This window comes from Kitasatospora sp. NPDC051914 (genome assembly GCF_040680995.1).
GTDB lineage: Bacteria > Actinomycetota > Actinomycetes > Streptomycetales > Streptomycetaceae > Kitasatospora.
In genome coordinates, this window is the sequence record NZ_JBFAXX010000075.1 from 13345 (window position 1) to 33247 (window position 19903).

A 19903-nucleotide genomic window follows, 5' to 3' on the forward strand; every position below is an offset into this window, starting at 1 on the left:
CGGCGGATCGTCAGTAGACGTCGCGGACATAGCGCTTGTCCGCGACGAGCTGCTTGACGTAGGCGGCCGCGTCCTCCTCGCCGAGCCCGCCCTGGGCGGCGACGATCTCGTGGAGGGCGCGGTCGACGTCCTTGGCCATCCGGCCGGCGTCGCCGCAGACGTAGAAGTGGGCGCCCGCCTCCAGCCACTTCCACAGCCGGGGGCCCTGCTCGCGCATCCGGTCCTGCACGTAGACCTTGTTCCGCTGGTCGCGGGAGAAGGCCAGGTCCAGGCGGGAGAGGACGCCCTGCTCGCCGAGGGCGGCGAGCTCGTCCTCGTAGTAGAAGTCGGTGCCGCGGCGCTGCTCGCCGAAGAACAGCCAGTTGCCGCCGTGGTGGCCGCGGGCCCGGCGCTCCTCCAGGAAGCCCTTGAACGGGGCGATGCCGGTGCCGGGCCCGATCATGACGGCGGGCGTGGCCGGGTCGGCCGGGGGCCGGAAGTGCGGCGAGCGCTGGACGAAGATCCGCACCGGGGTGTCCGGCGCCGCGTCCGCCAGGAAGGTCGACGCCACACCCTTGCGGCGGCGGCCCCGCTGGTTGTCGAACCGCAGCACGGAGACCGTGAGCCGGACCCGGGTCGGGTCGGCGAGCGGGCTGGAGGATATCGAGTACAGCCGCGGCTGCAGCTTCTTCAGCACGTCCACCCACTCCTGGGCGGTGGCCTCCACCGGGTACTCGGTCACCAGGTCGACCGCCTGGCGGTCCCAACTCCACTTCGCCAGCTCGTCCTTGTTGTCCGGGCGGAGCAGCTTGCGGAGCAGCCGGCCGTCGGCCGTGCGGTCGGCGGCGAAGCGCAGCAGATCCGGCGTGATCCGGGTGATGTCGAGGTGCCGGTGCAGTGCCTCGGTGAGGGTGGTCCGTCCGTGGCCCGCGAGTTCGACCTCGGTGTCGGGGTGCCGGCCGGTCGCGGCGAGCCACTCCACCACCAGCTCCGGGCAGTTGACCGGCCAGACGCCGAGGGCGTCGCCGGCCTCGTATTCCAGGGTGCCGCTGTCGCCGAGGTCGAAGGTGAACTGGCGGACCTCCTTGCCCGCGCCGGGCAGGCTGAGCAGCCGGTTGCCGACCAGCCGGGCGGTGAACGGGTCGGCCTTGGTCGGCCGGGCCCCGGCCGCCGGTGCTGCGGCGGACGGTGCTGCGGCGGACGGCGCAGGGCCGGCGGGTGCAGGGGCAGGCTCGGCGAGCCTGCCGAGCACCTGCTCCAGCCAGTCGGCGGCGGGCTGCTCGAAGTCCGGCTCGCAGTCGACCCGCGGCAGCAGCCGGACGGCGCCGAGCTCGGCCAGCCGCTCGTCCAGGCGCCGGCCGTGGCCGCAGAAGTCGCCGTAGCTGGAGTCGCCGAAGGCGAGCACCGAGTAGCGCACGCCGTCGAGACGGGGGGCTCCGTCGCCCTCCAGCTGCTGCCAGAAGTCGGCGCCGTTGTCCGGGGCGTCGCCGTCGCCGAAGGTGCTGCTGACGACCAGCAGGTCGGTGCCCTCGGCGAGGGTGCCGGGGGTGCAGTCGGCCATGCTCAGCAGGGTCGGGGTGCGGCCGGCCTCGGTGAGCCGGGCGGCGGCGGTGGCGGCGAAGTCCTCGGCGTTGCCGGTCTGCGAGGCGTACAGGACGACCAGGTGCCGGGCCGGTGCGGCAGGGGCCGCGGCGGGTGCCGGGGCCTGCGCGGGCAGCGCGGAGCGGGAGAACATGCCGGCCAGGACGCCGTCCACCCAGAGCGCGTGCGCCGGGTCGAAGGGGGCGTCGGCCGGGAGCACGGGCACGGTGCCGGCCGGGACGGTGGCGCCGAGCCCGGCCAGGTACCCGGCGAGGTAGCGGCGTTCGTGGTCGGTGAGGGCGGGCGGGGCGGCCACATCGGTGAGCGAGAACAGCCGGGTGAGCGCCGCGACCGGTGACCCGGCGGCCACCGCGGCCGGTGCGGGCTCGGACGCCGGCAGCACGGCCGGGGCGGGCTCGGGCACGGCGGCGACGCGGGTCAGCGAGACCGCGCAGGCCTTGAGCTCGGGCTGGAAGGACACCGGGTCGACGGCGTCGTTGGTCACGGCGTTGATGCTGAGGTACTCCCCGAACATGTCGTTCCAGTGGAAGGGCGCGAAGCAGGTGCCGGGGCGGACCCGGTCGGTGACCACGGCGGGCAGCACCGCCCGGCCGCGGCGGGAGGCGACCTCCAGCCGGTCCCCGGCGGCCACGCCGAGGACGGCGGCGTCCTGCGGGTGGACCTCGACGAACGGGCCGGGGTCGAGCCTGTTGAGCTTGGCGACCTTGCCGGTCTTGGTGAGGGTGTGCCACTGGTGCTGCACACGGCCGGTGTTCAGCACGAAGGGGTAGTCGTCGTCCGGCAGTTCGGCCGGCGGCAGGTGCGGGCGGGCGTAGAACTGCGCGCGGCCCGACGGGGTCGGGAAGGCGAGCCGCGGCCGGGTGCCGTCCTCGCGCACCAGCAGGTCCTGGCTGACGCCGTCGTTGGCGTACCGGACGGGATTGCGGTCCCGGCCGCCGGGCGGGCACGGCCACTGCACCGGGCCCTCGCGCAGCCGCTCGTAGGAGACGCCGCGCAGGTCCCAGCCGGTCTTCGGGTTCCAGGCCTGCTTGAGCTCCTCGAAGACCTCCTCCGCACTGGCGTAGGTGAACGCCTCGGCGTAGCCCATCGCGCAGGCCACGTCGGCGATCAGCCGCCAGTCGGGCACGGCCCGGCCGGGCGCGTCGACCGCGCCGCGCACCAGGGTGAGGTTCCGTTCGGAGTTGACCATCACCCCGTCGGACTCGGCCCAGAGCGTCGCCGGGAGCACCACGTCCGCATAGGCGTTGGTCTCGGTCTCGGCGAACACGTCCTGGGTGACGACGAGTTCGGCGGCCTCCAGGCCCTCGATCACGGTCCGCCGGTTGGCGACCGAGGCGACCGGGTTGGTGCAGATGATCCAGCAGGCCTTGATCTCGCCCTCGGCCATCCGCTCGAACATCTCCACGGTGCCGGCGCCGGCCTCGGCCCGGAGCGTGCCCCGCTCGACGCCCCACAGGTCCTCCACGAAGGCCCGCTCGGCCTCGACCAGGGTGGAGCGCTGGCCGGGCAGGCCGGGGCCCATGTAGCCCATCTCCCGGCCACCCATCGCATTGGGCTGGCCGGTGAGCGAGAACGGGCCGCTGCCGGGGCGGCAGATCGCACCGGTCGCCAGGTGCAGGTTGACCAGGGCGTTGGTGTTCCAGGTGCCGTGGGTGGACTGGTTGAGCCCCATCGTCCAGCAGCTCGTCCACTCGCCGGCGGTGCCGATCCACTCGGCGGCGGTCCGCAGGTCCTGCTCGGCGATCCCGGTGAGCTCGGCGACCGCGGCGGGCGGGTAGTCGGCGAGGAACTCCGGCAGCTGCTCCCAGCCCTCGGTGTGCTCGGCGATGAACTGCTCGTCGGTGTGCCCGCCGGCGACGAGCAGGTGCAGCAGGCCGTTCAGCAGGGCCAGGTCGGTGCCCGGCTTCACCTGCAGGAAGAGGTCGGCCTTCTCGGCGGTCGCGGAGCGGCGCGGGTCCACCACGATCAGCTTGGCGCCGGCCTTGACACGGTCCATCATCCGCAGGAAGAGGATCGGGTGGCAGTCGGCCATGTTGGAGCCGATCACCAGGAAGACGTCCGCGCGGTCGAAGTCCTCGTACGATCCCGGCGGCCCGTCGGCACCCAGCGACAGCTTGTAGCCGGAGCCCGCACTGGCCATGCACAGCCGGGAGTTGGACTCGATCCGGGAGGTCCGGACGAAGCCCTTGGCGAGCTTGTTCGCCAGGTACTGGGCCTCCAGGGACATCTGCCCGGAGACGTAGAGGGCCAGTGCGTCCGGCCCGTGCTCGTCGACGATCGCGCGCAGCCGCGCGCCGGTGGCGGCGACGGCCGCGTCGACGTCCAGCGGTACGGGTTCCTCGCCGCGGGAGGAGCGGACGAGCGCGGTGCCCAGGCGGCCGGGCGCGGCCATCATGTCGGCGTGGGTGGCGCCCTTGGTGCACAGCCGGCCGGCGTTGGCGGGGTGGGCCCGGTCGCCGGAGGCCTTGAGGATCCTCCGGCGGCCGTCGGCCTCCCTGGCCACGTCCAGCACGATGCCGCAGCCGACACCGCAGTACGAGCAGGCCGTCCTCACCCGGCTGGTCCCGGTCTGCAGCTTCGGCCCCGTCACGGCTGCCCCTCTCGTGGCCTGCCGGCCCGCGGCCCCGCCGGCGACTGACGGGGCCGGCCTGGCCGGCCGGGTGGGTCGCTCCCACCGGTGTCCAACGTAGGAAGGGCCTGTTGCGCGGATGTGACGCCGGACGGTCCCCGGCCGTTACGCCTGTCGCACGAATGACCGCCCCGCCTGTGAGGGGTGCCGCAGCCGTCAGTCCTCGGCCGGGGACAGCTCCGCCATCTCGTTCCAGCCGTCCACCGGGGCGTCGACGTAGATGATCTGCGGCTTGACCGCGATGGCCTTGGGCAGTTCGGCCATGGCCGCCTTGAAGTGGTCGGAGTTCACGTGGACGGCACCCGCGTCGGCCGACTCGAAGGCCTCCAGCAGCACGTAGACGGCCGGGTCGTCGAGGCTGCGGGACCACTCGAAGAACACGTTGCCGGGCTCCGTGCGGGTGGCCCGGGTGAACTCCTCGACCAGGGACGGCCAGCTGTCGGCGTACTCGGGCCTGGCGGTGAACTTCACGGTGATGAGGATCATGCGTGCTCCTTCGGGGTCCGGACGGAGACAGGGGTCGACCGACAGCCTGCCCGAGCCCAGCCCGTCCGCCCAAGCGGGCACACCCTGCCTTCCGGCTCTGCCGGAATCTTCGATACGGCCTGGCGTCAGTCCTCGTCCTCGTCCTCGCCCGACTCCTGCTTGCCGCGGACGTGGGCCGGGAGGGCGCCGGTGCACAGCAGTCCGACGAGGGCGATCCCTCCCGCGGCGAGGACGGCGACCTTGAGGCCGGTGATCTGGGCGTCCTCGTAGTCCTCGACGACGGCGGCGGCCTCGTCGGGCGGGACGCCGGCCTCGGCGAGGGCGTCGGCGACGCCGTCCGAGGGGACGAAGGTGATGCCGGCCTCGATCCGGGTGCCGGCCTGGTGGGCGACCGATTCGGAGATCCGCGGGTCCTCGGCGATCGCGGAGCCGAGCGAGGCGGCGAGGGCTCCGATGAGGATGGCGCCGATGAGTGCGGTGCCGAGGGAGGAGCCGAGGTTCTGCGCGGTGTACTGGAGGCCGCCGGCCTCGCTGCGGTCGGCCGCGCCGACGCTGGACTGGACGACGTTGCCGAGCTGCGAGGCGAGCATGCCCATACCGAGGCCCATGACCGCCATCGCCAGGGCGAAGGAGACGTCGTTCAGCTCCGGGTCGATGGTGGCGAGCAGCCACAGGATGGAGGCGAGCAGCACCGCGAACCCGATCCTGACGATGGTGCGGGGCGAGGCGATCCGCAGCAGCAGGGAGCCGCTCATGGCGGCGACCAGCATGGTGGCCGACACCGGCAGCAGGCGGACGCCGGTCTCGAAGGCGTCCATGCCCAGCACCACCTGCAGGTAGAGCGGGATGACGAAGAACAGGCCGAGCAGGATGGTGTTCTGGTTGAACAGGGTGACCAGGCCGGAGCGCAGCCCCGAGATCCGGAACAGGCCGAGGTGGACGAGTGTGGTCCGCCCCTCGGCCTCCCGGATGTGCTCCCACCGGGCGAACAGGTACAGCAGGACGCCGCCGAGCGTGATGACGAACAGCGTCGGCGAGAACCCGAAGATGGTGAAGGGGGCGTTGCGCGGCGCCAGCCAGCCCCAGCTGCTGCTCTGCAGGACGGCGAGCACGACCAGCGCCAGTCCGGCCGCGGACAGCACCACGGCCACCAGGTCGAGGCGGGGCCGTTCGACGGGCGGTTCCTCGCGCGGGATCCAGCCGATGAGGCAGAGCATCGCCACCACCAGGACGACCTCGCCGGCGAAGACCAGCCGCCAGGTCAGGTAGGTGGTGACCCAGCCGCCGAGCAGCGGCCCGACGGCGATGCCGGCGCCGGCGAGTCCGCCGATCACGCCGTAGGCGACGGCACGGTCGCGGCCCCGGTACGCGCCGGCGACCAGGGCCGCGAGCGCCGGCAGGACGAGGGCGGCGCCGAGGCCCTCGATGACGGACCAGCCGAGGGCGAGCACCCACAGTTCGGGGGCGATCGCGGTCAGGCCGGAGCCGACGGCGTAGACGACCAGGCCCACGATGAACGTGCGGCGGCGGCCGTACATGTCGCCGATCTTGCCGCCGGTGAGCATGAAGGCCGCCATGACCAGGGTGTACAGGGTGATGACCCCCTGGATGGCGGTGACCTCGGTGTCGAAGTCCTCGACGAGTTGACTGATCGACACGTTCATCACGGATGCGTCCAGCACCATCAGGAACTGGCCCGTGCCGAGGACGATCAGTGGCTTCCACCGGTTCACCGCACCTCCAGGGGGCCGGAGCCCCGTCCGTCAGCCGTTGAGGATGCGTTCCTTCTGCACCTGGAACTCGGCTTCACTGAGAACGCCCTGCTCCTTGAGCGTGGCGAGCTCCTTGAGCTGGTCGATCTTGCTGTCCATGCTCACCGGCGCGGCGGCCGGCGGCGGGGGCGGCGGGGGCGGCGGGGGCTCCTGGTAGTACTGCTGTTGCTGCGGCGGGGCCTGCTGGGCCTCCTGCTGGGCCCAGCGGCCGGCCTGCCGCCGGGACACGCGGTTGGACACCGCGGTCGCCGTGCCCGCCACCACGGCGGTGCGGGCGACTCCTCGGATCAGTCCGGGCATGGTTCTCTCCTTCGGTCGGAACGGCTGCCGGCGGCGGGCCGGTCACTCCTCGCCGGACTCGAGTTCGTCCAGCGCGGCGATGAGGGCCGGCAGCGGGATGCGGCCGCTGGCGACCAGCTGGGCGCCGCCTCGGCGCAGGGCGGCGGCGAAGGGCGCGGCCCAGAGGTTCTCGTAGACGATCAGGCCGGCCGAGTTGCCGGGTTCGAGGGCGGCCGCGGCCTCCTCGAGGTCGTCCGAGCCGAGCAGGCCGGAGGCCGCACCCTCGAAGACCGCCAGGTCGAGTTCGCCGTCGCCGGTCATGTCGGCGATCTCCAGCCCGACGACGCTGCCGTCGAGCTCCTTCTTCATGAACATCAGGTCGATGATCCGGATGATGCCCCGGTCGACCAGGTCGACGAGCAGCGGGAGGCCCTCGCCGGTCATCTTGCTGCCGGGGAACTCGATCACCACGTAGTCGATCGGGCCCATCTCGTTGAGTTGGTCGGTCACTGCGGCTCCTCGGATGCGGTGCGGGGGTGGGTGCTCATGCGGCCGGCGGCCCCGGCTCGGGGCGGCCGCCGTAGGCGATCAGCGCGTAGAGGCCGATCACGTCGAGGGCGATGACCAGGACGGACCAGACCGGGTAGGACGGGATGAAGGCCATCTGGGCGAAGGCGTTGAGGACGAGCACCGCCACGCCGAACCAGCGGGCGAGCTGGTTGCGGGCGAGGACGCCGGCCGCGGCGAAGCCCTGGGCGACCGCCAGGCCGAGCATCGCCCAGCCCCAGGCGCGCAGGTCGCCGAAGACGAACCGGGCATCGCCGACGAACACCTTCGACTGCGCGATGGCCGCGATGCCGTCCAGGCCGTTGAACAGGGCCAGGACGCCCAGCATGACGGCGGCGAACAACCGCATGGACTCGCCCTCTGCCGCCGCGCGGGTCTGTGTCGGGCGGAAGCTTCCTGCGGTGTGGGGTGCGGTCGCCATTGAGACCTCCGTACGGAAAGGGGCACCCGGGCCCGGCGTACTCCCCCTCGGCGTACTCCCCCCTCGATCAGGGTGCGGGCAGTCGCCCGGGTTCGCACCACCCGGCGCGGGTGACCGGGCGGTGGTCACCCTCCGTGAATTGCGGCGGCCCGGGGGTGTACCGAAGATTGAAACCGGGACGACGTGTGCACCGGGCGCGCGCCCGATCCCCCGGTGGGCGCCATGCCAGACAGTTCAGCCGAGCGGCGGCCGGGTGCGGGCGCCGCTGCGGATCCGGTCACCCGTTCGCTCCCCGGCGGCGACCCGGTGCTGGCCGCCCGCTTCGCCGTCCCGCCGGTGCCGGCGACCTTCGTCCGCCGGGCCCGGCTCGCCGAACGCCTGTCGGCGGGCCTGCACCACCCGCTGGTGCTGGTGAACGGCCCCGCCGGGGCGGGGAAGACCCTGCTCGTCGCCGACTGGGCGGCCGCCGCGCCGCTCCCCGGGCCGGTCGTCTGGCTGACCCTGGAGCGCGGCGACGACGCCCCCGGCGTGTTCTGGGCGTACCTGCTGGAGGCGCTGCGGCACCGGGGCGTGCCGCTGCCCGACGACGTCGCCGACCCGGCCCGGGCGGCCGAGGTCGACCGGGCGCTGCCGGCCCGGCTGGCGGCGCACCTGGCCGGGCGGGACACCCCGGTGGTGCTGGTCCTCGACGAGTTCGAGCACGTCACCTCGCCCGCCGTCGCCGCCGGGCTGGACGGGCTGCTGCGGCACGCCGCGGGCGGCCTCCGCCTGGTGCTGATCAGCCGGGACGAGCCGCTGCTGCCGCTGCACCGCTACCGGGCCGCCGGGGACATCGCCGAACTCCGCGGCACCGACCTCGCGTTCACCGTCGACGAGACCGGCGTCCTGCTCTCCCGGCACGGCCTGTCGCTGTCCGCGCCGGGCGTGCGGGCGCTGGCCCGGCGGACGGAGGGCTGGGCGGCCGGGCTGCGGCTGTGCGCCCTGGCGGCCGAGAGCGCCGACGACCCGGAGGCGTACCTCGGCGCCTTCGAGGCGGGGCACAGCACGGTGGCGGACTTCCTGCTGGCGGAGGTCCTGGAGGCGCAGCCGCCGGAGACCCAGGACCTGCTGCTGCGCACCAGCATCCTGGAGCGGACGCACACCGGGCTGGCGGACGCCCTGACCGGCCGCCGGGACGCCGCCCGCATCCTGGGGGAGCTGCGGCACGCCAACGCCTTCGTCACCCCGCTCGGCCACGACTGGTACCGACAGCACACCCTGTTCGCGGAGATCCTCCGGGTGCACCTGCGCGCCCGGCACCCCGGGCTGGAGCAGGAGCTGCACCTGCGGGCCGCCCACTGGCTGCACCGCGGCGGGCGGCTCGCCGACGCCCTGGAGCACGCGGCCGCCGCCGGGGAGTGGGAGCTCGCCGCCTCCTGGCTGGTCGACGACCTCGCCCTCGGGCACCTGCTGGCCGGCCTGGACGCCGCCCGGCTGAACGGGCTGTTCGCCGCCATGCCGGAGGAGGCCGGCGGCCCGGCGGTGGAACTCGTCCGGGCCGCGCGGGCGCTCGCCCGGTGGGACGCCGACCGCGGGCTGGCACACCTGGACCGGGCCGACGGGCCTGCGCCGGCCGCGGCCGGCGGTGCGGCGGCCCGGCTGGGCGGCGCGTTCCTGCGCGTCCTCGCGGCGCGGCTGCTCGGGTCGGCGGACATGGCGGAGAACGCCGCCGAGACCGCCGCCGGCCTGGAGCGGGCGGTGCCGGAGGAACGGCTGCGGGCGCACCCGGAACTGTCGGCCCTGCTGCTCGCCGAACTCGGCTCCGCCCAGCTGTGGGAAGGGCGGTTCGACGCGGCCCGGGCCAGCCTGGCGGCCGCGGCGGAGGTCCCCGGCGGCACCGCCCGGGCCGCGGCCCGGCACGAGTCCCTCGGCCGGCTGGCGCTGATCGACCTGCTGCTCGGTTCCCCCGGCCGCGCCGAGGCGCACGCCCGGGAGGCGGTCGCGGAGGCCGAGCGCTGCGGGCTGCCGCCGTCCGCGCACAGCGGGGTCGGACACCTGGTGCTGGCGGAGGTCGCCTTCGACCGCGACGACCTGGCGGCCGCCCGGGCCGGTCTGGAACGGGCCGCGGCCGGTGCGGGCGCCCGGCACGACCCGCTGGTGGTGGTCGGCCTCTCGGTGCTCCGCGCCCGGCTGCTGCTGGCCGGCGGGGACACCTGCGCGGCCCTGGCGGTGCTGGCCGCGGCCGAGCACCCGGCACCGGCCGACAAGCCCTCCCCCTGGGCGCGGCAGCGGATCGCGCTCGGCCAGTGCGCGGCCCACCTGGCGGGCGGCGATCCGCAGGCCGCCGTCCGGATGCTCTCCGCGGCCGGCGGCGAGGGCCCCGAGCAGGCCGTCGCCGCGGCGCAGGCGCACCTCGCCGCGGGTGACGCCCGGGCCGCCGTCACCGCCCTGGACGCGGTGCCCGCGGGGCAGCTGCGGCCGCCCGCCGTCGCGGTGCGCGCGCTGCTGGTGCGGGCCAGGGCCGCCTCTGCCTGCGGGGACCCGGCCGCCGCCCACCGGCTGCTCGCACAGGCGCTCGCCGCGGCCCGCCCGGACCGGCTGCGGCGGCCGTTCCGCGAGGCCGGCCCCTGGGTGCGCCGGCTGCTGCAGGAACGGCCGGCCCTCGCCCGGCCCCACGGCTGGCTCCCGCGCGACCTCCTGGCCGGCCTGCCCCGCCCGGACGACCCGGCGGCGGCGCCCCCGGTGGTGGAGCGCCTGAGCGAGCGCGAGCACGACGTGCTGGTGAGGGTCGCCCAGATGATGTCCACCGACGAGATCGCCGCCGACCTGCACCTGTCGGTGAACACCGTGAAGACGCACCTGAAGAGCATCAACCGCAAGCTGTGCGCCACCCGCCGCGGCGAGGCGGTCCGCCGGGCCCGGCAGCTGCACCTGCTGTGAGCCCGGCGGGGCTCTCACCTCGCCCGGGTGATGACCTCGGCCGCCGCAGCGGGGAGCGTGGTGGGCGGGGGCCGAAGGCCACGGGGTTTCGAGGGAAGCGTGCCCATGCACTACGAGATCCGCGTTGCAGGGACGATGTCGGAGACCATGCTCTCCGAGGGGTTCCCCGAGCTCGACAGCTACGTCGTCCCGAGCCAGACCGTGCTGTTCGGCCAGGTCGTCGACGAGGCGCACCTGTACGGGCTGCTCGCCCGCTTCCGGGCGCTCGGCCTGCGCGTCGTGGAGTTCCGGCAGCTGCCGGACTGAGCGCCCTCCGGCACGCACGCACGGGTGCGCCGGACCGCCGACTGCAGCGGTCCGGCGCACCCGTGCGTGCCCGGCCTTCGGATCAGGCCAGGACCTTGGCCTTGGCCTGTTCGTACTCCTGGTCGGAGATGGCGCCGCTCCTCTTGAGCTCGGCGAGCTTGGCCAGCTCGTCGACGTGGCTGGAGGGTCCGGGTCCGGAGCCGGCCGCGGCCTGCTGGACGTAGGAGCGGAAGTCCTGCTCGGCCTGCGCCCGCATCTGGAACTCGCGTTGGCCCATCCCCTTGCCGCGGGCGATCAGGTAGACGAACACGCCGAGGAACGGGATCAGGATGAGGAAGATGCACCAGCCTGCCTTGCCCCACCCGTTGACCGAGTCGTCCCGGAAGAGGTCCCCGAAGATCCGGAAGAGCAGGAAGAACCACAGGATCCACAGGAACAGCCACAACATGGTCCAGAAGATGTTGAGCAGCGGGTAGTCCACCGTTCGCCTCCTGTCTAGGCGGCCTGCCCCGGGCGGGGAGGCGGGTCGGCGGCCGTGCTCGGCACGGATCGCCCTGGCGTCAACCGTCCTCGGCAGCGGGCTCGCCCGCACCACCCGGTGCGGGTGATCTCCGCGGGCGGCCGACGCGCGAGACTGATCGCCCGGGCGCCTCCCGGGCGCCGGCTCCGCACATCGAGGGAGCACCCCATGACCGCACCGTCCCGCCCCGCCGCGGACCCGCAGGATCTGCTGACCGGTCTGGGCCGGTCCTGGCTGTGGCCGCTGAGCTTCGGCATCCTGACCGTCCTCGCGGGCATCGTCATGCTCGCCTGGCCGGAGGAGACCACCCGGGTGGTGGCGATCATCATCGGCCTGCAGCTGCTGGTGGCCGGTGTGATCCGGTTCGTCACCGCCTTCACCCACGACGCCGGCAGCGGCAGCCGCGTCCTGTACGTGCTGATCGCGCTGCTGTCCGTACTGGCCGGCGTCCTGGTGCTGCGGCACCAGCTGCAGACGGTCGGCTTCCTGGCGATCATCGTCGGCCTGTACTGGCTGCTGGCCGGGATCGTCACCCTGTTCGTCGCGATCTCCAACAGGAACGCACCGGGCCGCGGGCTGTCGGTCTTCCTCGGTGCGATCGGCGTCATCGCCGGCATCGTGGTGCTCGCCTACCCGGTCGAGTCGGCCGTCGCACTGGCCCGGCTGCTCGGCCTGTGGCTGCTGCTGCTCGGCCTGATCGAGATCGGCGGCGCGTTCGTGCTGCGATCGGCCCTGAAGCGGGCGGACGTGCCCGTGAGGTGACCGGCCCGGCCCGGCCGGGCGGCGGTGCCGTCCGGCCCGGGCCGTTCCCGGCCGAGGCGTGCTCAGGGGGTGCGGCGGGCCGACAGCAGGGCGCCGTCCAGGGGGAGTTCGGCGACGCCGGTCAGGTCGAAGCCGGCCTCGGCGAGCAGCCGGCCGTAGTGCTCGGCCGTCCGCTCACGGCCGCCGACGTTGCACAGCATGTGGACGTCCCACGGCACGGCGAGCGAGGGCGAGGGGTCGCCGTCCGCGGGCAGCAGCCGTTCCACCACGAGGAGTTCGGCGTGCTCGGGGACGGCCGCGGCGAGCCGCTGCAGGATGCCGAGGCACTGCCGGTCGTCCCAGTCGTGCAGCACCCGGGAGAGCAGGTAGACGTCGCCGCCGCCGGGCACCTCGTCGGTGAAGTCGCCCGACACCAGCCGGCAGCGGTCGATGCACCCGGCCTTCGTCAGGGCCGCGCGGGCGGCCTCCACGACGTGCGGGCGCTCCAGCAGGACGCCCTCCAGGTGGGGGTGGGCCTGCAGCACGCGGCCGAGCAGGGCGCCGTTGCCGCCGGCGACGTCCACCACCACGCGGGCGGCGGTGAAGTCGACCAGTTCGGCGATCGGGTCGAACATCTGGGTGCTGGCCGCCATCGACCGGTCGAACAGGTCGGCCAGCACCGGGTCCTGCGCGAAGTGTGCGAAGTGGTGGGCGCCGAAGGTGTGCTCGAAGGCGTCCCGGCCGGTGCGGACCGCGTGCCCGAGGGCGCCGAAGGACTCGTAGAACGGGCCGCCGTAGAGCAGGGCGAGCGGGTGCAGCGACTGCTCGGCGTCGGTGCGCAGCAGGCGGCCGAGCTCGGTGGGCCGGTGGCTGCCGGCGCCGTCGGGGGCGAACACACCGAGGGCGGTGAGGTAGCGCAGCAGACGGCGGAGGCTGTCGGGGTGGGCGCCGGTGAGTTCGGCGAGCCGCTCGGGGCCGGGCCGCGGCGCGGTGTCCAGATGGTCGGCGAGCCGGAGGTCGGCGGCCACGGCGACGGCCTGGGTGGCCCAGGCCCCGGTCATCAGCTGGAGCAACCGCTCGGCGGGGCGGTCGCCGGAGCGGCCGTGCTCGGCGAGCACGCCCGGGTGGTGGCCCCTGGCGTTGAGCTCCAGTCGCTGGTACCGACCGCCGTCACCGGCGCGGAAGTACAGGACCGTGACGTCCTCGTGGGCGTTGTGGCCGCCGCCGTCGGCCGTGGTGACGCCACGGCCGAGCAGGGTGGCGCGCAGCCCCGCGAGGACGACCGGGCCGGGCGTGGTGACCTCGAGGGCGAGGTGCGCCTCGTGGTCGTGGGCGCGCTCGCCCGCGGCGACGGTGTCGAGGCCGGAGCCGGGCGGGACGGCGAGCGCGAAGATCTCGATCTCGCACGGGCTGCCGTCGGCGGCGGTCACCGGGGCGCGCAGGATGCCGACCTCCAGGGCGTCGGCGCTGCGCCCGTACCGGCGGGCCAGCCGGTCGCGGACGACGACGCTGGGGGTGACCGGCCCGACGGCCAGCCCCTCCTCGTGCAGCAGGTCGCGCAGCCCGGCCAGGGAGGGCGGGAAGACCAGGACGGCGGCGTGGGTGAAGCGGCTGTGTGCCGCGACGGCGTCCCGTTCGGCGGCGGTGAGGCCGGGCAGTAGGTCGGCGAGGACGGAGGCGGTGTCACTGGCCGCGACGAAGGCGGCGGCCCGGCGGATGCGGTCGAGGTCGTGCGGATCGAGGCGCGGCGGGGCCGCGCAGGGGTCGGTGCCCATGCGGATGTCTCCCCCCGTGGAACGGGTGGTATGAGGATGGTCGGGTGACGGTCGGTCAGATGCCGACGTAGTTCTCGGCGAAGTGGTCCTGGTGGCGGCGGGAGGTCTGCAGGCTCTCCAGCCGGGCGCGCTGCAGTTCGCGGAGGAAGACGGCCTCGTCCCCGGTGCCGGCGGGCCCGTGCAGCAGGTTGATCATCCAGTGCGAGAACTCCTGGGCGCGCCAGATCCGCGGCAGGCAGTCGGCGGAGTAGCGGGCGAGCCGCTGCTCGTCGCCGCCGCGCAGCGCCGGGACCATCGCCCGGGCGAGCGTCTCGGCCTCCATGACGGCGAGGTTGGCGCCCTTGGCGGCGGAGGGGCTGATCAGGCTGGCGGCGTCGCCGACCAGGAACAGCCGCCCGTACTGGATCGGGTCGAGGACGTCGGAGGCCATGTCGACGATGCGGCGTTCCAGGACCGCGCCTTCGTTCAGCGGCCCGTACCGGTCGGCGCGCATGCGGTGGCGCAGTTCCCCCCAGATCCGGGTGTCCGGCCAGTCGGCCGGGTCCTCGCCGCGCGGGACCTGCAGGTAGTAGCGGGTGATGTCGGGTGTGCGGGCCATGTGGCCGGCGAAGCCGTCCTCGTGGACGGCGTAGGCGACGGCGGCCATGCTCTGCGGGGCGGCGGCGAGCAGCGCCAGCCAGGAGACGCCGTGGTCGCGGCGGAAGCGGCGGGCCGCCCCGGCGGGGACGGCGGTGCGGGCGATGCCGTGCCGGCCGTCGCAGCCGGCCACGAACCGGCACTGCAGCCGGTGCAGGCCGCCGTCCGCGGCCTGGACGGTGACCTGCGGGCGGTCGCCGGTCAGGCCGGTGACGGCCACGGCCGCGGTCTCGAAGCGCAGGTCGCCGCCGCGGGCGAGGAACTCGGCCACCAGGTCGCGGACCAGGTGCTGCTGCGGGTACACGGTGTGCACCTCGCCGCGGCCCAGGGCGCCGTACCGCAGCTCGAACTCGCCGGACGCGGTGCGGAAGGCGCAGGTGTCGTGCTGCTGCCCGTCCTTGAGCAGGCCGTCGGCGAGGCCGTGCTCGGTGAGCACCCGGACGGTGTTGGCGGCCAGGAACCCGGCGCGCGCCCGCTGCTCGACATGGGCCCGGCTCTGCCGCTCCAGGACGGTGCACCCGACCCCGGCGGCCAGCAGCAGATTGCCCAGGACCAGCCCGGCCGGCCCGGCGCCGATGATCACGACTGCCGATGTCTGTTCCGGCATGGTGCTCCCCCCGTTGTACTGCTGACTTCCTATCAGGTGCGGGCCGGAGCCGGGTAACCGATGTCCTCCGCCCGGCGGAACAACCGTGCAACGCACGGGTACGGGAGCGGGGTTCCCCGTCCTGCCGGATGTCGCCGGAGCGCCGCGGCCGGTTCACCCGCCGTTCGGGGGGCAGGGCGTAGCGTTCGCGGCGCGGCCCGCACACCCGGCGGCCCGCCGCCACACCCTGGGGGTCACCACCATGCGCCTCGCCCAGCCCCGGCACTACCTCATGTGCCGTCCCACCCACTTCGACGTCGTCTACTCCATCAACCCGTGGATGGACCCGGGCAAGCCGGTCGACACCGGCCTCGCGATCACCCAGTGGGAGCGGCTCCGCCAGGTCTACCTGAACCTCGGCCACACCGTGGACACCGTCGAACCGGTGCCCGGCCTGCCGGACATGGTGTTCGCGGCCAACGGCGCCACCGTGCTGGACGGCCGGGCCCTGGTGGCGCGCTTCCGCGACCCGGAGCGGGCCGACGAGGCACCGGCGTACCGCGAGCGGCTGCTCGGCCTGGGCCTGGCCGAGGTGCACACGGCCGGCTTCGTGAACGAGGGCGAGGGCGACTACCTGCTCTGCGGCGAGGTGCTGCTGGCCGGTACCGGGTTCCGCAGCGACCCGCGCTCGCACGCCGAGGCACAGGAGTTCTTCGGCCGTCCCGTGGTCGGGCTGACCCTGGTCGACCCGCGCTACTACCACCTGGACACCGCCCTGGCCGTGCTGGACGACCGGACGGTCGCCTACTACCCGCCGGCGTTCTCGCCCGGCAGCCGGGCGGTGCTGCGCCGGCTGTTCCCGGACGCAGTGATCGCCACGGCCGAGGACGCCGCGGTGTTCGGGCTGAACGCGGCCTCCGACGGGCGGCACGTGGTGCTGCCGCAGAACGCCGTCCCGCTCGCCGAACAGCTGCGCGAGCGCGGCTTCGAGCCGATCGGTCTCGATCTGTCGGAGCTCCTGAAGGCCGGCGGCAGCGTCAAGTGCTGCACCCTGGAGTTGCGGACGGCCTGACGCCGGGCGGAGGAACGGCCAGGCCAGCGGCACGCCGGCCCGCACCCGGGACCGGCGACGGGCCCCGGCGCGTCCGGCGTCGTCCGGCCGCGCCGGCGCGCCCCGGACCGCCTTCGCGCGCCCGGTTGTGTCCGGCCCCGTCCGCCGTTGTCGATCACTGATCAATCCTTTCTGCAGGCGATTTCACCTGATGGGGTGGCCGGTGACCGTCCGGCCGATCAAGGGCTCCGGGACGATCTAGTGTTCCGGTCTGGGCGCCGCCCTCCGCACGGCCGGCGCTGCATTCCCTTCCCGAAACCTCATTTGACGCACCGTCATGCCTGCATGCAGGGCGGTGGCACCATTCGAAGGAGAACCTGCCGATGTCCGTGGACGCGAGCCCGGAGGCACCGCAGGTGCAGCAGCAGTCCAGCCTTGCCACGGCTGCCGCCCGCAATCTGGCCACGACCACCAAGTCCGCCCCGCAGATGCAGGAGATCACCTCCCGCTGGCTGCTGCGGGTCCTGCCCTGGGTGCAGACCGCGGGCGGCACCTACCGGGTCAACCGGCGGTTGACCTACACCGTCGGCGACGGCCGGATCGAATTCGTGAAGACCGGTTCGCAGGTCCGGGTGATCCCCCGCGAACTCGGCGAACTCGCCCTGCTGCGGGGCTTCGAGGACCTCGACGTGCTCACCTCGCTGGCCGACCGCTGCGTCCAGCGGGACTTCAGCCCCGGCGAGGTGCTGGTCGAGCAGGGTGCCCCGGCCGACCAGATCCACCTGATCGCCCACGGCAGGGTCAGCCGGATCGGCACCGGCCGGTACGGCGACTCCACCGAACTCGGCGTCATCGGCGACGGCGACCGCTTCGGCGAGGACGCCCTGCTCGACCCCGACGCCACCTGGGAGTTCACCGCCAGGTCGGCCACCGCCGGCACCCTCCTCACACTCTCCCGCCGGGAGTTCGAGGCAGTACTGGACGGCTCCCCCAGCCTCCGCGACCACATCCTCGAGTTCCGCTCGCTCCCGCAGCAGCGGCAGAACGAGCGCGGCGAGGCCGAGATCGCCATGTCGGCCGGCCACACCGGCGAGGTCCGGCTGCCCGGCGCCTTCGTCGACTACGAGCTGCGCCCCCGCGAGTACGAGCTCAGCGTCGCGCAGACCGTGCTCAAGGTGCACACCCGCGTCGCGGACCTCTACAACCAGCCGATGAACCAGATCGAGCAGCAGCTGCGGCTGACCATCGAGGCGCTGCGCGAGCGCCAGGAGCACGAGCTGGTCAACAACCCGGAGTTCGGCCTGCTGCACAACGCCGACTACGACCAGCGCATCCAGACCCACTCCGGCCCGCCCACCCCCGACGACCTGGACGAGCTGCTCAGCCGGCGCCGCGACTCGGAGTACTTCCTGGCCCACCCGCGGACCATCGCCGCCATCGGCCGGGAGCTCAACTCCCGCGGGCTGTACCCGGACCACGTCGACCTGCAGGGGCAGATGGTGCCGGCCTGGCGCGGTGTGCCGATCCTGCCCTGCAACAAGATCCCGATCACCAAGGAGCACACCAGCTCCATCCTGGTGATGCGCACCGGCGAGGACAACCAGGGCGTCATCGGCCTGCACCAGACCGGCATCCCCGACGAGTACCAGCCGAGCCTCTCCGTCCGGTTCATGGGCATCGACGAGAAGGCGCTGATCTCGTACCTGGTCACCGCCTACTACTCGGCGGCCATCCTGGTGCCGGACGCGGTCGGCGTGCTGGAGAACGTCGAGATCGCGGGCGGCCGCGGCTGACCGGATGACGGCCGCAACCCGGCCGTACAAGATCGAGTTGACGCGGTGTCGGGCCGCCCGCCGCGGCTGCCCGGCACCGCCGTGCCCAGCCCGCCCCGACCACCTTCCACCGCCGGAACGAAAGGCACCCACCACGCCATGCCGGGACCGTTCACGCCGCCGGGCCGCCACGCCCGCCTGGTCGGCGCCGTGCTGGGGGCGACGGCGGCCTGCGCCCTGCTGACCGGTGCCGCGGGCGGCCGAACGGGCGCCCCGGGGATCGAGGTCGGAGTCGAGCACTGCACCGGGGTCGGGGTCTCGGTGTCCGCGGCCGGCACGGTCGACATCGCGGTGGAGACCTGGACGGACGTGCAGATCGAGGTGGACGTGGACGCGCTAGTCGCCGCGTACCAGGCACACCCGGCGCACCCCGCGCACCCCGCGCACCCCGCACACCCGGCGCACCCTCCGAAGCCGCCCAAGCCTCCCAAGCCGCCGAAACCGACGAAGCCCTGTCCGCCGCCGAAGCCGACGCCGTGCCCGACCACACCGAGCCCGACGCCGACACCCACCCCCACGCCGACGCCCGAGCCGACCCCGACGCCCACCCCCGCGCCGGAGCCGCCGAGCCCGCAGCCCGCGGCGCCACCCGCGCCGCAGCCGCCCGCCGACCCGGTGCCGACACCCGCGCCCGCACCGCCCGAGGCCGCCGAGCCACCCGTACCCGAACCCGCGCCGCCGGCCCCGGCCGCACCGCCGCGGAAGATCCGGATGCCGCTGTCGCCGCCCGCCGCCGCCCCGGCGAGGCACCGCAGCACCTCCCCGGTGACCACGATGATGATCGTCACCGTCCCCGCCGTCCTCGCCGCGGCCGCCGCCAAGGTCCGCGGGCGGGCCGCCCGCGGCGGCCGGTCCTGACCCGTCCGGCCCGCGCCCGCCGGCCGTCCGCCGGACGGCCGGTCATCCAGTGCTGAACAGGAGTTGTCATGTCGGAGTGGCTCGCCCTGGCGATCGCCATGGCGGCGTCCGTCCTGGTCGTCGTGGCGGTGGTGGTGCTGCGCCAACGCCGGGTCGGGGAGGACGACGACCCGACCGAGACCCCGGACGTCATCGAGTACATCACCATGATGATCGGCGTCGTGTACGCGATCGTCCTCGGCCTCGCCATCGCCGGCGTCTGGGAGGGCCGCAGCGCCGCCCAGGACGAGGTGCTGGCCGAGGCGCAGGCGCTGCACGAGGTGAGCGCCCGGGCTGAGGTCTACCCGGCCGACTTCCGGGCCCGGGTGCGCGGCGACGTGGACGCGTACGTGTCCTTCGTGGTGGACACCGAGTGGCAGTACATGAAGGAGGAGGGCGAGATCTCGCCGCGCGGCACCGAGCTGCTCGCCGAACTGCGCCAGGACGTGGCCTCGCGGACCCCGCAGTCGGACCTGGAGGCGCAGGCCTACCAGCCGATCATGGACCGGATCGCCGCCGCGGACGAGTCCCGCAGCACCCGCGGCCAGAGCACCGGGCCGACCATGCCCGGCGTGGTGTGGTTCGGCCTGATCGTGGGCGCGGTGGTGACCGTGGGCATGGTCTTCGCCCTGCAGATCCGGCGCTCGCCGAGGGAGTTGATCCTGGCGGGCACCTTCAGCGCGCTGATCGCCTTCCTGCTGTTCCTGATCTGGGACTTCGACGATCCCTTCGGCCGGGGCATCTCGGTGACCACCGAGCCGTTCCTGGACCTCTTCCCCTCGGTGAACTGACCGGGGAACAGAGGGGGGGGGGGGGGCCGGGGGGGGCCCCCCCCCCCTCGTGGGGGGCGGGGGGCCGGGGGGGGGAGTGGCGGCGGGGGGGGCGGGGGGGGGGGGGCGGATGGG

The 19903-nt window shown here is 74.2% G+C and carries 16 protein-coding genes; 7 read left to right on the forward strand and 9 right to left on the reverse strand.

Features of this window, described 5'->3' with window-relative positions; translation table 11 throughout:
• Positions 1-10: 10 nt before the first annotated feature.
• From AB0M03_RS34110 to AB0M03_RS34135, 6 genes are all read right to left on the reverse strand, one after another.
• Positions 11-4171 (reverse strand): bifunctional nitrate reductase/sulfite reductase flavoprotein subunit alpha, encoded by a 4161-nt coding sequence (locus tag AB0M03_RS34110; RefSeq protein ID WP_363499104.1) that lies wholly within the window; start codon positions 4169-4171, stop codon positions 11-13.
• 195 nt (positions 4172-4366) lie between these two features.
• A complete protein-coding gene (locus AB0M03_RS34115; protein ID WP_363499107.1) occupies positions 4367-4696 on the reverse strand; it encodes a putative quinol monooxygenase in 330 nt (109 codons plus the stop codon).
• Positions 4697-4821: 125 nt separating this feature from the next.
• Positions 4822-6429 carry an MFS transporter gene (locus AB0M03_RS34120; protein ID WP_363499110.1) on the reverse strand — a complete coding sequence of 536 codons (1608 nt, stop codon included), beginning with the start codon at positions 6427-6429 and terminating at the stop codon, positions 4822-4824.
• A gap of 30 nt (positions 6430-6459) precedes the next feature.
• The gene (locus AB0M03_RS34125) at positions 6460-6768 is read right to left on the reverse strand and encodes an SHOCT domain-containing protein (RefSeq protein WP_363499113.1); all 309 of its coding nucleotides are present in this window, start codon (positions 6766-6768) and stop codon (positions 6460-6462) included.
• A gap of 42 nt (positions 6769-6810) precedes the next feature.
• Positions 6811-7257, reverse strand: coding sequence for a DUF6325 family protein (locus AB0M03_RS34130; RefSeq protein WP_363499116.1), 447 nt, complete (start codon positions 7255-7257; stop codon positions 6811-6813).
• Between the two features lie 34 nt (positions 7258-7291).
• Complete coding sequence (locus tag AB0M03_RS34135; protein WP_363499119.1) at positions 7292-7735, reverse strand: hypothetical protein; 444 nt, start codon at positions 7733-7735, stop codon at positions 7292-7294.
• Positions 7736-7957: 222 nt separating this feature from the next.
• Here AB0M03_RS34135 and AB0M03_RS34140 point away from each other — a divergent pair, with 222 nt between their 5' ends.
• Both AB0M03_RS34140 and AB0M03_RS34145 read left to right on the forward strand, forming a co-directional pair.
• Positions 7958-10654: a LuxR C-terminal-related transcriptional regulator gene (locus AB0M03_RS34140; protein ID WP_363499122.1), complete on the forward strand. Its 2697-nt coding sequence runs from the start codon at positions 7958-7960 to the stop codon at positions 10652-10654.
• A 105-nt stretch (positions 10655-10759) separates the two neighbouring features.
• Positions 10760-10960, forward strand: a complete 201-nt coding sequence (locus AB0M03_RS34145) for a hypothetical protein (protein ID WP_363499125.1) — start codon at positions 10760-10762, stop codon at positions 10958-10960.
• 82 nt (positions 10961-11042) lie between these two features.
• On the opposite strand, the gene AB0M03_RS34150 is transcribed toward AB0M03_RS34145, so the two are convergent.
• Positions 11043-11441, reverse strand: coding sequence for an SHOCT domain-containing protein (locus AB0M03_RS34150; protein WP_363499128.1), 399 nt, complete (start codon positions 11439-11441; stop codon positions 11043-11045).
• 207 nt (positions 11442-11648) lie between these two features.
• Between AB0M03_RS34150 and AB0M03_RS34155 the strand changes: the two genes are divergently transcribed.
• Positions 11649-12242: a DUF308 domain-containing protein gene (locus AB0M03_RS34155; protein WP_363499131.1), complete on the forward strand. Its 594-nt coding sequence runs from the start codon at positions 11649-11651 to the stop codon at positions 12240-12242.
• Between the two features lie 62 nt (positions 12243-12304).
• On the opposite strand, the gene AB0M03_RS34160 is transcribed toward AB0M03_RS34155, so the two are convergent.
• Both AB0M03_RS34160 and AB0M03_RS34165 read right to left on the reverse strand, forming a co-directional pair.
• On the reverse strand, positions 12305-13996 hold the full coding sequence (locus AB0M03_RS34160) for a methyltransferase (RefSeq protein WP_363499134.1): 1692 nt from the start codon (positions 13994-13996) through the stop codon (positions 12305-12307).
• 55 nt (positions 13997-14051) lie between these two features.
• Complete coding sequence (locus tag AB0M03_RS34165; protein ID WP_363499137.1) at positions 14052-15239, reverse strand: 4-hydroxybenzoate 3-monooxygenase; 1188 nt, start codon at positions 15237-15239, stop codon at positions 14052-14054.
• 226 nt (positions 15240-15465) lie between these two features.
• Between AB0M03_RS34165 and ddaH the strand changes: the two genes are divergently transcribed.
• From ddaH to AB0M03_RS34185, 4 genes are all read left to right on the forward strand, one after another.
• On the forward strand, positions 15466-16290 hold the full coding sequence (gene ddaH / locus AB0M03_RS34170) for a dimethylargininase (RefSeq protein WP_363499149.1): 825 nt from the start codon (positions 15466-15468) through the stop codon (positions 16288-16290).
• Between the two features lie 362 nt (positions 16291-16652).
• Positions 16653-18062: a family 2B encapsulin nanocompartment shell protein gene (locus AB0M03_RS34175; RefSeq protein WP_363499140.1), complete on the forward strand. Its 1410-nt coding sequence runs from the start codon at positions 16653-16655 to the stop codon at positions 18060-18062.
• A 138-nt stretch (positions 18063-18200) separates the two neighbouring features.
• Entirely contained in the window at positions 18201-18959 is a 759-nt protein-coding gene (locus AB0M03_RS34180) for a hypothetical protein (protein WP_363499143.1), read from the forward strand.
• Positions 18960-19027: 68 nt separating this feature from the next.
• On the forward strand, positions 19028-19789 hold the full coding sequence (locus tag AB0M03_RS34185) for a hypothetical protein (RefSeq protein ID WP_363499146.1): 762 nt from the start codon (positions 19028-19030) through the stop codon (positions 19787-19789).
• Positions 19790-19903 lie beyond the last annotated feature (114 nt).

Coding starts and splice junctions, on each gene's coding strand:
- AB0M03_RS34115 (WP_363499107.1), bottom strand. CDS start 4,696: ATGATCCTCATCACCGTGAAGTTCACCGCCAGGCCCGAGTACGCCGAC.
- AB0M03_RS34125 (WP_363499113.1), bottom strand. CDS start 6,768: ATGCCCGGACTGATCCGAGGAGTCGCCCGCACCGCCGTGGTGGCGGGC.
- AB0M03_RS34135 (WP_363499119.1), bottom strand. CDS start 7,735: ATGGCGACCGCACCCCACACCGCAGGAAGCTTCCGCCCGACACAGACC.
- AB0M03_RS34140 (WP_363499122.1), top strand. CDS start 7,958: ATGCCAGACAGTTCAGCCGAGCGGCGGCCGGGTGCGGGCGCCGCTGCG.
- AB0M03_RS34145 (WP_363499125.1), top strand. CDS start 10,760: ATGCACTACGAGATCCGCGTTGCAGGGACGATGTCGGAGACCATGCTC.
- AB0M03_RS34155 (WP_363499131.1), top strand. CDS start 11,649: ATGACCGCACCGTCCCGCCCCGCCGCGGACCCGCAGGATCTGCTGACC.
- AB0M03_RS34160 (WP_363499134.1), bottom strand. CDS start 13,996: ATGGGCACCGACCCCTGCGCGGCCCCGCCGCGCCTCGATCCGCACGAC.
- AB0M03_RS34165 (WP_363499137.1), bottom strand. CDS start 15,239: ATGCCGGAACAGACATCGGCAGTCGTGATCATCGGCGCCGGGCCGGCC.
- AB0M03_RS34175 (WP_363499140.1), top strand. CDS start 16,653: ATGTCCGTGGACGCGAGCCCGGAGGCACCGCAGGTGCAGCAGCAGTCC.
- AB0M03_RS34180 (WP_363499143.1), top strand. CDS start 18,201: ATGCCGGGACCGTTCACGCCGCCGGGCCGCCACGCCCGCCTGGTCGGC.
- AB0M03_RS34185 (WP_363499146.1), top strand. CDS start 19,028: ATGTCGGAGTGGCTCGCCCTGGCGATCGCCATGGCGGCGTCCGTCCTG.